This window comes from Paenibacillus sp. RUD330 (assembly GCF_002243345.2).
Taxonomy (GTDB): domain Bacteria; phylum Bacillota; class Bacilli; order Paenibacillales; family Paenibacillaceae; genus Paenibacillus_O.
In genome coordinates, this window is record NZ_CP022655.2 from 1,777,464 (window position 1) to 1,789,429 (window position 11,966).

At 62.7% G+C, this 11,966-nt stretch carries 11 protein-coding genes; all 11 read left to right on the top strand.

What is annotated here, in order from left to right; genetic code table 11:
• Window positions 1–3: 3 nt before the first annotated feature.
• Entirely contained in the window at window positions 4–978 is a 975-nt protein-coding gene (locus CIC07_RS07835; protein ID WP_346775658.1) for a glycosyltransferase family 2 protein, read from the top strand.
• Window positions 975–2,018, top strand: coding sequence for a hypothetical protein (locus tag CIC07_RS07840; protein WP_094248370.1), 1,044 nt, complete (start codon window positions 975–977; stop codon window positions 2,016–2,018). The genes CIC07_RS07835 and CIC07_RS07840 overlap by 4 nt, the downstream gene beginning before the upstream one ends.
• Before the next feature lie 7 nt (window positions 2,019–2,025).
• Window positions 2,026–2,757, top strand: coding sequence for a sugar phosphate nucleotidyltransferase (locus tag CIC07_RS07845; RefSeq protein ID WP_076358354.1), 732 nt, complete (start codon window positions 2,026–2,028; stop codon window positions 2,755–2,757).
• Window positions 2,758–2,809: 52 nt separating this feature from the next.
• Window positions 2,810–4,252: a glycosyltransferase family 2 protein gene (locus tag CIC07_RS07850; RefSeq protein ID WP_157742054.1), complete on the top strand. Its 1,443-nt coding sequence runs from the start codon at window positions 2,810–2,812 to the stop codon at window positions 4,250–4,252.
• A gap of 119 nt (window positions 4,253–4,371) precedes the next feature.
• Complete coding sequence (locus CIC07_RS07855) at window positions 4,372–4,698, top strand: hypothetical protein (protein WP_076358353.1); 327 nt, start codon at window positions 4,372–4,374, stop codon at window positions 4,696–4,698.
• A gap of 250 nt (window positions 4,699–4,948) precedes the next feature.
• A complete protein-coding gene (locus CIC07_RS07860; protein ID WP_076358352.1) occupies window positions 4,949–6,052 on the top strand; it encodes a CgeB family protein in 1,104 nt (367 codons plus the stop codon).
• Between the two features lie 37 nt (window positions 6,053–6,089).
• Complete coding sequence (locus CIC07_RS07865; RefSeq protein ID WP_234993009.1) at window positions 6,090–7,277, top strand: CgeB family protein; 1,188 nt, start codon at window positions 6,090–6,092, stop codon at window positions 7,275–7,277.
• Window positions 7,278–7,310: 33 nt separating this feature from the next.
• The gene (locus CIC07_RS07870) at window positions 7,311–8,918 is read left to right on the top strand and encodes a glycosyltransferase family 4 protein (RefSeq protein WP_076358351.1); all 1,608 of its coding nucleotides are present in this window, start codon (window positions 7,311–7,313) and stop codon (window positions 8,916–8,918) included.
• A 72-nt stretch (window positions 8,919–8,990) separates the two neighbouring features.
• Entirely contained in the window at window positions 8,991–10,085 is a 1,095-nt protein-coding gene (gene wecB, locus CIC07_RS07875; RefSeq protein WP_076358350.1) for a non-hydrolyzing UDP-N-acetylglucosamine 2-epimerase, read from the top strand.
• Window positions 10,078–11,061 (top strand): polysaccharide biosynthesis protein, encoded by a 984-nt coding sequence (locus CIC07_RS07880; RefSeq protein ID WP_076358349.1) that lies wholly within the window; start codon window positions 10,078–10,080, stop codon window positions 11,059–11,061. The genes wecB and CIC07_RS07880 overlap by 8 nt, the downstream gene beginning before the upstream one ends.
• Window positions 11,058–11,885, top strand: coding sequence for a dTDP-4-dehydrorhamnose reductase family protein (locus CIC07_RS07885; protein WP_076358348.1), 828 nt, complete (start codon window positions 11,058–11,060; stop codon window positions 11,883–11,885). Before CIC07_RS07880 ends, CIC07_RS07885 begins: the two co-directional genes overlap by 4 nt.
• Window positions 11,886–11,966: the final 81 nt, after the last annotated feature.

Below are 11,966 nucleotides of genomic sequence, written 5' to 3' on the forward strand. Positions count from 1 at the left end.
GAAATGATGAGAGACGCACGCTCGAGAAGCCAAGGCGGACGTCGGGAAGGGACAGGAGCCGAGCGAGGGAACGAAGGCGCCTGGAAATCTGGCGGCTTCGCGGCCAAAGTCCGGCCTGCCGGTACGGGAAAGGGCAGGAATGGGCGCCGATCGGCAGGCAAGCCTCCAGCCTCCGGCCCGACTTCCGCATCCGGAGCGGAAGCCCGCGATTCAGACGGCGCACCGCCGTTCTTGTCGGTCATTGTTCCGGTCATGAATGAACGGCGCACGATTGCAGCCGTGTTGAAGCAGGCTGCGAAAATCCATCCGCACACGGAGCTGATAGTCGTCGCCAACGGCTCCACCGACGGATCCGCGGAAGCGGCCGAACGCTGCGGCGCCAAGGTGATCCGATACCGGAGTCCTCTCGGACATGATGTCGGCCGCGCCGTAGGCGCCCGTGCGGCCCAAGGAGAGATCCTCCTTTTCCTGGACGGGGACATGGTGTTGTCCGCCGCCAAGCTAAGGCCGTTTGTCGATGCGATCGCCCGCGGCGGAGCGGATGTCGCCTTGAACGATTATTCCGGTCCTGTCCATACATCCCGGGTCCATCCCGTCGTGCTGGCGAAGCATGCCCTCAACGAGATGCTGCGCCGCCCGGACCTCAAAGGAACTTCGCTCACCGCCGTCCCTCACGCGATGTCGAGGCGCGCATTGGCGGTTATCGGAACGGAATCGCTGCTTGTTCCGCCGCTTGCCCACGCCAAGGCGGCAGCGGCGGGACTTCGAATCGTCCTGCCGATCCGGGTCGATGTCGGCCGCCGCAACCGGCCGCGCCGCGAGCGAGAGCGGTTAAGGCCGCTTCACCGTCTCATAATCGGAGATCATCTCGAAGCGATCGCCTGGCTGTCGAGGCAAGCCGCGGCCGAAAAAGAAGCTCCTGTCCTTCCTGAACCCGACAATGCGGAAAAAACCGGTCATGGGGGAGGGGCGGAATGATGCAGGGCGGCAAATCCGTCCGCCAAGGGACGGGAGGACAGGGCGGCAGAGGAGCCGGACAAGGAAAGACCGTGGCCGGACAAGGAAAGACCGGCAGGGCTAAGGCAGCCGGAAATATCATGCGTTCGAAGGGGAAAGGCGATGCCAGCAGCAAAGCCGGTCGAAGCCGCTATCGCAGCAGCAAGGCCGATCAAACCCGCTATCGCAGCAGCAAGGGCAAAAGCGCGGCTCATTCCGGCTGGAAGCCTCTTTCCGCCGCTGCGGTCGTGGCCGGGAGCGATTCCGGGCAGCTGGCCGAAGCGGCGGAGATCATGCGGCAGAAAGGGTTCAGCCCGGTCATTGAAATGCTCTACGGTGCCGGCAGCCGAATTGGCGGAGACGCGGGGGCTGAAGCTTCGGACCGGTCCGGAGCTGCCGCACGCCATCTCGTTCCCGATGCCCGTCATGTCCATGAAGCGCTGGCGGCTGGTTCCGTCCATGCGGCCGCCTCGGAGAGGGATGCCGTCCTGTATGCGGATGCCGGACTCGGAGCCGATACGGTTGCCCGGCTTCCGGCGCAGGCTCTGGTTGCGAAAGCCGCTTCCTCCCGCCGGCCTTGCGCCGCGGTTCTGTCAAGCACAAGCGGCGCGATCCCGTTCTCGAGCTGGAGCAAGTCCATGGTTTTGAGCGCCTTCATGCACTGGTCGCTCGGAGGCGAGTCGAGAAGCTTCGCGTCGATGGAACGGGCCGTATTCGCTCTGAACCGCAAAGCCCTGGAGCTGCTAGAAGGAGATGCTCTTGCCGATCCGGCCGAAGCATTGGCGACGCTGCTGGCGGCCGGGGGGACGGCTGCCGCGGTATCGGCGCCGGCAGCCGCTGCGGGAAGCGCGCGCGCATGGAAGCCGCTCCCGGAGGAGGGCGCCCGCTACGCCCAAGCCGTTGTACGGATTCTCGACAGGAAAGGCGGACCAAGATCCGCCTTCCCGGATTACGACCGCCGCCGCGATGTTGCGGTGAAAGAGTCCGATCAGCTCATTTGCTTGAAAGAAGAGAAGGAGTGAACGTCTGTTGAAAGCCATTCTGCTTGCAGGAGGAACCGGTACCCGGCTGATGCCGCTGACGGGACTGATGAACAAACACTTGCTCCCAGTGTACAACTATCCGATGATCCACTACGCGGTGCATACGCTCGCGGCGGCGGGAGCGGATGAAATTCTCTTCATTACGGGCCGCCGTTCGGCTGGAATGTTCATTGAGTATTTCGGCGGCGGCCGCGATCACGGGGCATCGATAACCTATCTGATCCAGGAGGAAGCGGGGGGCATCGCCCAAGCTCTTGAGCTGGCGAAGCCATATGTCGGCAAGGAAGAGAAGTTCCTGATGCTGCTTGGCGACAATCTGGTCGACGACTCCCTCAAGCCCTTCGTAGAGGCTTACGAGAAAGAGGCTGCCGGAAGCGCGATGGTACTGCTCAAGGAGGTTCCCGATCCGGAAAGGTACGGGGTGCCGGTATTCGATGAAGGCGGAAGGATACTCCGAATCGAGGAGAAGCCGGCTGCTCCCGCATGCAGCTTCAGCGTCACCGGCATTTATCTCTACGACGGGAGCGTCTTCGATGTCGTCGCCTCGATCGCTCCTTCAGGAAGAGGAGAGCTTGAAATCACGGACGTCAACAATGTCTATGCGGCCGCCGGCAAGCTGACGCATGCGATGCTGCAGGGCTGGTGGGCGGATGCCGGGACGTTCGACTCGCTTCTTGAAGCGGCCCAGCACAAGAAGGCTGGAGAGGGACAGGAATGAGAGCCGGTTCCCGGAGCGGCTTTGCAAGCGGGGCTATGGAGGCCGCAGCTCCATGAGCGTGCGGCGCGGCGCTTTCCAAGCCGCTCCTTCAGCCGTTAAGGATGCGATGGGCAGGGTCCCGTCCATGACGTCGGCAGCGGCAGATGCGGCGGCGGATGGGCCAGAGGCGGCGCCGCAGACGCCCTCCCCCGGATGGCGGGAAGGCTATGAGCGCGGCTTCGAGGCCGGGCAGGCCGCCTTGGGACAGCCATGGCCGGGCACGAGCATCATCATTCCGACCTACAACAAGCGGGACTACCTGGTCCGCTGCCTCGACAGCATCCGGAGGCATACGCCGGAGCCATACGAAATCATAGTCGTAGACAATGCCTCGGCGGACGGAACGGCCGCCATGCTGGAGAACTATTCGCTGATGCTTGGCGCGGGCAAGCTCCGCTTCCGGGTCATGGACCGCAATCTCGGCTTTGCGGGAGCGGTCAACCGCGGCCTCATGATGGCCAGAGGCGACAGGCTGCTGCTGCTCAACAACGACACGCTGGTGACGGAGCGCTGGCTGGATAATCTGACAGCCTGCCTGGAAAGGAGCCCCTCCGCCGGCATCGTCGGCCCCGTCACCAACTTCATCAGCGGCAGCCAGCGCGTGAAGGTTCCCTATCGTTCGATCCAGGGGATGAATGCCTGGGCCCGAAGCCGCAACAAGCCGGATCCGCGGCGGTGGAAAGAGACGGCGAGACTGACCGGGTTCTGCATGCTGATGCGCCGCTCCTTATGGGAGGCGATCGGGTACTTCGACGAGGGCTATCAGGTCGGGAACTACGAGGACGATGATTACGGCCTTCGCGCGAGGCTGCTGAGCTTGAGGCTGTACATTGCGGGAGACTGCTTCATCCATCATTTCGGCAGCGTCACGGTGCGGGAGGAAGCCCGCATGGCGGCCATAACCGACAGCAACCGCCTCTTTTACAAGGCCAAATGGGACGATCCGGCGGGTGTTCTCCCGGCGCTCGAGGCGAAGGGGCTGGAGCAGGCGAAGCCGGCCGGAGAGGCATCCTTCTATCCCGGCGGAGTCGCTGCGGAAGGAGCCGACGGAACGGTCTGGTGGCTGGAAAGGGGAGCTCGCTGGAAGATCGAGGGAGGCTGGGAGCTGCCATCCGTCCGCTTGGGAAGGCCAGTGCTGAGCCGATACCGCCTGGCGGCGGCAACGATCGCTTCCGGCGTCGCGGCTTCCCGCTGGAGAAGCGAGAAGTCCGCCCCGCCCCTGCCGCCGGACGGGGAAGCTTCAAACGGCGATTTTCCACCGCCCTATGCGGCATTGCTGAATGGCTTCCTTGTATATGTGGAAGAGGGACGGCGCAGGACCGTTCTCAATCCGGCGGCCGCGGAGCGCTGGGGGCTGCAGCTTAAGCCCCGTCTGCCTGAGGCGGAAGCCGCTGCTTCGCTGCTTCCTGCCGGGCTGCCGATCCTTGCTCCCCCCCTGCTGTTCCAGCGTCTATGAAACGATGCAGCCCGGCAAGGGCCAACAAGCAAGTGCTCACAGGCAAGTGCTCACAGGCAAGTGCTCACAAGCAAGTGCTCACAAACAAGGGCTCACAAGGATTCAAAGGAGGATATTCCATGAAGGCACAAAGAAGCGCCGCGAGAAAACGGCTTCCGTCCGCCCCGATCGGGCGGCGAAAAAAAGCAGCCGGTACGAAAAAAGGAAAGTCCGCAGCAAAGAAGAAGGTCCGTTCCGTCAGACGATCGCCGGCAAAAAGGCCTCGCCGCCGGCAGTCTGCTGCGCGGCGCCGAGCCGTCCATACGTTCGTGGAGCCCGCGATCATGCAGGGAAGCCCCGCTTTCCAGGCCGGATTCCAGCAGACGTACACGGAGGGGTATCAGGCTGGCTTCGGCATGGGCTATGAAGAGGGATTGCAATTCGCCTATGAAACCCAGCCGAGCTGATTTCAAAGCTTCAAGGCCGCCGTCCGGCGGCTTTTTTTTCAGCCATCGACACGGCTTCATGCGGCTCCTGTCCGGCAATCCGGGCATTCATCCATTGACGAAGCCGAATGCAGGGGAAGTTCCGCAGGCGTTCATTCTGCTAATCTAGTCATCCGCCATTTTTGGCGGCGCGAGGACAAGAGACCAAGTAGACAGCGGCCTCCGGACATATAGTAGGAGCAGAGCAAGGTCAAGAAGGGAGGCATTCGGCATGCCAAGCCAGGTACCGCATACGGTTGAAGCGGGAAGGCAGGAGGGGCATCGGATCGGATTGGAGGAAGGCCGCCGGGACGGCGCCTGCCAGGCCGCGGCATCCGCCGCGCGGGTATGGACGCCCGGAGCGAGGAGAAGCATGAGCGTCATGTACGTCCCTCAAGGGTTCCCGGCGATCGACCAAGGGGTGCAGGAAGCGCTGGCGATGCACGCCGGCTCGGTTGCTGTAAGCAGTCCCGGCACCATGTTCGTCGACGCGGAGAGGCTCCGGCCGGATCTGGTGCTCGTCATGAACGGCTTGCATCACGTGTTTCCGGCCGACCAGCCCTCGCAGATCGCCGCGATCCGGAATCTGGGCATACCGGCCGCCATCTGGTTCGCGGACGATCCCTATTTCACGAGGGAAACGAGCAGCCTGGCGTTCTGCTACGATTACGTCTTCACACACGACCTCGAGGCGGTCGATTTCTACCGCCGTCTGGGACATCCGCAAGTCCATTACGCGCCTCTCGGCGTCAATACGGGAGTGTACCATGCCAAGCCGGTCCCGCGGAAATACCGCAGCGACGTATGCTTCATCGGCCAAGGCTTCTGGAACCGCATCAGGCTGCTGGATCAGGTGCTGCCGCAGCTGCAAGGGCTTAGAGTCGTCATCGCGGGCGGGGAGTGGGAGCGTCTGAGCCCGAGAGCCCGCAGAAGCTGCCGGCTGCTTCCCGGCTGGATGCCGATCGAGGAGACGGTCAACTACTACAACGGCGCCCGCATCGTGCTGAACATCCACCGGACGACGGAACCGGGAGTCGACAACCACAACGACCACGGTCTCCGCGGCGCCTCCATCAATCCGAGGACGTATGAGATCTCCGCCTGCGGAACGCTGCAGATGACCGATATCCGCGATGACCTCGGCCGTTATTACGTGCCGGGACAGGAGCTGGACACCTTTGGCGACGCAGGCGAGCTTGTCGGCAAAATACGGCATTATCTTCTTCATGAAGACCTGCGCCGAGCCGTCTCCGTGAAAGGGATGCTGCGCACGCTTCAGGAACACACTTTCGCCCGCCGCGTCGGAGATCTTCTGGATCTGCTCCCTCTGGGCTGACGGCGTGAGAGCTGCAATCAAAAGAGGAGGACTAAAGTTGGCAGTTAAATCCCTGCGCAAGGGCAGGCGCGCAGCCAGACATGCGCCTTCCCGCGCAAGCAAGAAGCGCGTCCTGCAACCCGTCGCCCCGATGCTTCCGAATCCGGAGCTGGAAAGGGGCAGGGCAGCAGGCTACGCGACTGGACAGGAGCATGGCCGCTGGTTCGGCAAATGCGAGGCCGGCCTTTCCCTGGTGAGCTACGCGCCCCCCGTGTTCCCGATTCATGTCATGTTCATCGCTACCGCAAAAGGATATCCGTACTCTCCCCTGGATGCCTCCATCGCCGATTCGCTCCGATCGATGACGTCCAGGCTGAGCATGAGCGACACGCTTCAAAATTACGTTCAGCAGGCCGAAGCGCTGCGGCCCGACGCGGTGATCTTCCTGGACGGCCTGCAGGTTCCGGTCGAGAAGGTCGACGCCATCCGGGCGCTCGGCATCCGGACGGCCGTCTGGTTCACGGATGATCCCTATTATTCCGACATCACCCGCAAGCTCGCCCCGCATTACGACTTCGTCTTCACGCTGGAGAAAAACTGCGTCGAGTTCTACCGCAGGCTCGGATGCCCCAACGTCCATTACCTTCCGCTGGGCGTCAATCCCGACGAATTCCGCCCCCGCAATCCCGATCTGTCCCTCCGCAGGGAAATCAGCTTCGTCGGATCCGCCTATCACAAGCGCGTCGACTTCTTCGACCAGATCACGCCTTACCTCGCCACTCGCGATATCATCATCTCCGGTCTCTGGTGGGAGCGGCTGCGCGATTATCCGCTCCTCTCCTCCCGCATCCGTGCGGGCCACTGGATGGGACCGCTGGAGACGGCGGCGACGTACAACGGCGCCAAGATCGTCATCAACATGCATCGTGCCCATGACGACGAAACGTTCAACAGCAACAGCGAGATGATCACCGCGGTTTCCCCCAATCCCCGCACGTTCGAAATAGCCGCCTGCGGCACCCTCCAGCTGACGGACGTCAGGGAAGATTTGGCCAGCTTCTATACACCGGGGGTGGAGATCGCCACCTATTCCTCGCCGCAGGAAATGGTCGAGAAGATCGATTATTACCTCCAGCACGAGCAAGAGAGGCAGGACATCGCGCTGCGCTCCATGCACCGGACGATGAAGGAGCATACCTACTCGCATCGGCTGAACTACATGCTGGCGACGATGTTTCCATCCTGATGCGCCGGCTTCGGACCGAAGGGGGTGAAGAAATTGATTTCGAACCCGACCATCCTGTTCTTTTCCCATATATGCAGTCCTGACGCGATAACGGGAGCCGAGAAGCTGCTGCTGCTCACGATGACAGAGCTGGCCGGAGCGGCTGCATGCATTCTGGCCGTGCCCGAGGAAGGCATCCTGTCGGCAAGGGCGAGAGCGGCCGGAATAAAGGTGCATGTCACGGGCGCGGTCCCGATCTACTATTCCATGTATCAAGCCCATCCTGCCATCCTGGAGGAAGTTTCCGGAGGCGTCCACAGCCCCGGCATGGAGTCGCTGTACCGTCTTCTCATCGCCGTGAAGCCGCATGCGGTATGGGTCAACACCTGCGTTCACCCCCTGCCAGCCATCGCGGCGACGCGGCTCGGAGTGCCGGTCATCTGGTGTTTGACGGAGACGATGAGGACGTCGGCAGGGACCGGCAGCGTACAGGAGCTGATGGAAGCCCATACCGACCTGCTGGTCGGAATCTCCGCCTCGACGTTGTCGCCGATCCATTTCCCGAGCTTGCTCGCGAAATCGTCCGTCCTCTATCCGGCGGTCGACGGCTCGGATTTCGAGCCATGGACCTGGACATCCAGACGGGCGAGGCGAAGGGCCGAGCTGAATGTGGCCGAACATCAATGCCTGATCGGCTTCATCGCTTCCCATCTCTATGAGAATAAAGGCCTCGACCACTTCATGGCGATGGCTCTGCATGTCGGAGCCAGCCATCCCGATGCGGTGTTCGCGGTGACCGGCAATCCGGTCGATCCGCCTTATCTGGAGCGATGCCTCCACATGGCGGCTTCCTCCGGCATGGCGGACCGGTTCCGCTGGCTGCCCTTCGAGACGGACATCCGCAACGCCTATCCTGCGCTCGATATTCTGGTCGTACCGAGCATTGTGGAGGAAGGCTTCGGGATGACGGCGCTGGAAGGGATGATGTTCGGAAAGCCTGTCGTCGCGTACGCATCGGGAGGACTAGCCGAAATCATGCGCGCGACGGGAAATGCGGAGCGTCTGGCCGCCGCGGGCAATCCATACGAGCTGGCTGCGCTCGTCTCGCAGCTGACCGCGAACATGCCGCTGCGGCTGGCTGTCGCCGCAAGGAGCGGAGCGGCCGCTCTGGAGGTTTTCGGCTTGCCGGCCTACCGCAGCCGGCTGACCGAGCGGATCCGGCAGCTGCAGCTGTCCGGCCTGACTTCGCCGCGCATCGTTCACGGAAGCGGCGGACAGGTATGCGAGTTGAAGAATTGGCAGCTGCGCCCGTTCCGCAGCCCGCAAGCATTGGCGGAAGCCGGTTATGCTCACCAAGCGCAGCAGGAGATGCCCGATGCGGTGCTGGCCTTGCTTGGCCAGGGCGAGCCGATCGGCTCGGATCCGCCGCCGCAGGAGGAAATGGCGCCGCCGGCCGGGCATGCCCGAGCGGCTTCCCGGCGGGCTTCCTCGGGAAGCCGCCGCGCGAGCCGCCGCAGGAAAGGGCGGGGCAGACGCAAGGGCGGGATGAGGCTGCGCAAGGGAAGGGCGCTCTCCGCCGGCCGATCGTCTCGCAGGAAAGCGGGCCGCCGCCGGGCAGGCGGCGGCAAGCGCCGGCGTTCCGCAGGCAAGAAGCGGCGCTGAGCGCAAGTGCATGCCGGCAGCCTGACGGGGGCTGTCCGGCAAATTACGAGGGCAGAAAGGCGGGACTATGACGTGCGCGTAATGACCGTACTCGGCACGCGGCCGGAGATCATCCGGCTGAGCCTCATCATCGGCAAGCTGGACCGGCTGGCGGCAAGCCATGTACTGGTCCATACGGGCCAGAATTATACGGCTTCGCTGAATGATGTCTTTTTCGAAGAGATGGGAATCCGCAAGCCGGACCATGTCATGACAGGGGGCAGCCATTCGCTGGGAGGGCAGCTGTCGCTCATGTTCGGCGAGATGGAGCGGCTGCTCCGGCTGGAGAAGCCCGATGTCGTCCTGCTGCTCGGCGACACCAACAGCGCGCTGTGCGCGATCGTCGCGGAGCGGATGGGCATTCCGGTCGTGCACATGGAAGCGGGCAACCGCTGTTACGACCTCACCGTGCCGGAGGAGAAGAACAGGCGGATCATCGATTCCGTATCGACCATCAACATGCCTTATACGGAGTACAGCAAGAGCAATCTGCTGCGCGAGGGCTTTCCGGCGGGCCGGATCGTCCGGACCGGCAATCCGATTCATGAAGTGATGGAGCATTACAAGGACCGGATCGCCGCAAGCGGCATTCTGGAGCGGCTCGGACTGCTGGAGAAGGAGTATGTCCTCGTCACGACCCACCGCGCCGAGAACGTGGACGTGCCCGCCCATCTCGACGGCATCCTCGAAGGCTTGAACCTGATCGCGGACCGCAGCGGCAAGCGGCTCGTCTGCAGCATCCATCCCCGCACCCGATCCCGCATCGAATCCGGCGGTACGGCTGTCTCTCCCCATCCGCTCGTGGAATTCCATGAGCCGTTCGGCTTCTTCGACTTCGTCCGTCTGGAGCAGAGCGCCTGGTGCGCCGTATCCGACAGCGGCACCGTGCAGGAGGAATGCTGCCTGCTCGGCGTCCCGACCGTCACGATCCGCAATACGACGGAGCGGCCCGAGACGGTGGACTGCGGCAGCAACGTCGTCAGCGGCCTCCGTGCCGGCAATATCGCGGATGCCGTCGAGGTCATGACTTCTCTTCCGCCAAGCTGGACCCTTCCGGCAGGGTACCAGTCCCCCGACGTTTCAGACATCGTAGTGAAATATTTGCTTGGAGGGAAATGGAATGTTTGAAAACTCGCGTATTCTCGTTACCGGAGGCACCGGTTCCTGGGGGTATGAGCTGATTCGCCAGCTGCTGCCGCAAAATCCGAAGGAAATCGTCGTGTTCTCCCGCAGCGAATCTGCCCAGGTGACGATGAGCCGCACGTTCGAAGACTCCCGTCTGACGTTCCGGATCGGCGACATCCGCGACCTGGATGCGCTGACGAAGGCGACGATGGGCATGGATTACGTCTTCCATCTGGCCGCGCTCAAGCATGTGCCGGTCTGCGAGGAGCAGCCCTATGAAGCGCTCAAGACCAATGTGCTCGGCACGCAGAACGTCATCGAGGCGGCAACCGCGAACAAAGTGAAGCGCGTCATCTATATATCGACCGACAAGGCGGCCAATCCGTCGAACTTCTACGGCATGACCAAGGCGATCGGAGAGAAGCTGATCGTCTACGCGAACCTGCTTCACACCGATACGAAGTTCGTCTGCGTGCGCGGCGGCAATGTGCTCGGCACGAACGGAAGCGTCATCCACCTGTTCACGAACCAGATCCGCGGCAAAGGCCAGGTCCGCCTGACCGACCGCCGCATGACGCGCTTTTTCCTGACGCTGCAGGATGCGATCTCGCTCTTGTTCAAGGCTTCGGAGGAAAGCCTCGGAGGCGAAATCTTCGTCATGACGATGCCGACCTGCCGCATCGAGGAGCTGGCCGAGGTGCTGATGGAGGATATCGGCGTCAAAGCCGATGTCATCGAGACCGGCATCCGTCCCGGAGAAAAGCTGCATGAAATCCTGCTCACCGAATTCGAAAGCAAGAGCACCGTCATCTACGACAAGGAATATCTCGTCATCCTGCCTCCGCTCGATATTCCCGGCCTGCAAGCCCATTACGCCTCTTATGAAGCGGTCGCCTTCGACAGCTTCTGCTCCAGCGAGAATCTGATGAACAAGCAGGAGATCCAGGATATGCTGAAGCGGGGCGGCTTCCTCTCATGAAGCTGCTCATCATCGGAGGCGGCGGAATGGCAGGCTCGATGATGGTCGACTATTTCCGCCGCCGTACAGGGTTCGAAGTCGTCTGGACGACCCGCGGCGGCCGCGGCGGCTCGCTCCCTCTGGAGGCCTCCGATCTGGAGGCCGTCCGGAGCTTGCTGGAATCCCAGCGCCCGGATCTCGTCGTCAACTGCGTCGGCAAGCTCAACCGCGACGCAGAGGATCATCCGCTCGAGGCTTACATCGTGAACGGGCTGCTTCCCCACTGGCTGGCTTTCGCCGCCTCGGAGATCGGAGCGAGGCTGATCCACATCAGCTCCGACTGCGTCTTCGAGGGAGACCGGGGCGGGTACAGCGAGCTGGATATTCCGGACGGCAAGAGCGTGTACGCGCGCTCGAAAGCTCTCGGGGAACTGCGCGGCTCCGGGCATCTGACGATCCGCACGTCCATCATCGGTCCGGATGCGAATCCGAAGGGAATCGGCTTGCTGAAGTGGTTTCTGGAGCAGAAAGGTTCGGTATCGGGCTACAGCCGCGTATACTGGAACGGAGTGACGACGCTGGAGCTCGCCAAGGCGGTTGAGTATGCGGCTTCGAGGCCGGAGATCGGCGGCCTCGTGCATCTGCTGGCCGCGGCGCCGGCGAGCAAGCTGGAAATGCTGGAGATGTTCAAGCAGGCCTACGGCCGCAATGACATTGACATCACGGCCACTGCCGAGCCGTTCATCGACCGGACGCTGACTGCCGTGCGCGCCGACTGGGACTACAAGGCCCCCGGCATCGCGCAGATGGTGGCGGAGATGGCGGAGTGGGAGCGCCGGAGCTGATTTCCGTGATCCGGCGGGTCAGGGTGAGAGAAGCTCTGGTCGTTACCAGGGCTGCACATAACGATGCCGAAGCGGCCAACC

What these genes read in the sequence shown, in the direction of transcription:
- CIC07_RS07880 (WP_076358349.1), top strand. Translation starts at nt 10,078, where the DNA reads ATGTTTGAAAACTCGCGTATTCTCGTTACCGGAGGCACCGGTTCCTGG.
- CIC07_RS07840 (WP_094248370.1), top strand. Translation starts at nt 975, where the DNA reads ATGATGCAGGGCGGCAAATCCGTCCGCCAAGGGACGGGAGGACAGGGC.
- CIC07_RS07885 (WP_076358348.1), top strand. Translation starts at nt 11,058, where the DNA reads ATGAAGCTGCTCATCATCGGAGGCGGCGGAATGGCAGGCTCGATGATG.
- CIC07_RS07860 (WP_076358352.1), top strand. Translation starts at nt 4,949, where the DNA reads ATGCCAAGCCAGGTACCGCATACGGTTGAAGCGGGAAGGCAGGAGGGG.
- CIC07_RS07855 (WP_076358353.1), top strand. Translation starts at nt 4,372, where the DNA reads ATGAAGGCACAAAGAAGCGCCGCGAGAAAACGGCTTCCGTCCGCCCCG.
- CIC07_RS07835 (WP_346775658.1), top strand. Translation starts at nt 4, where the DNA reads ATGATGAGAGACGCACGCTCGAGAAGCCAAGGCGGACGTCGGGAAGGG.
- CIC07_RS07850 (WP_157742054.1), top strand. Translation starts at nt 2,810, where the DNA reads ATGAGCGTGCGGCGCGGCGCTTTCCAAGCCGCTCCTTCAGCCGTTAAG.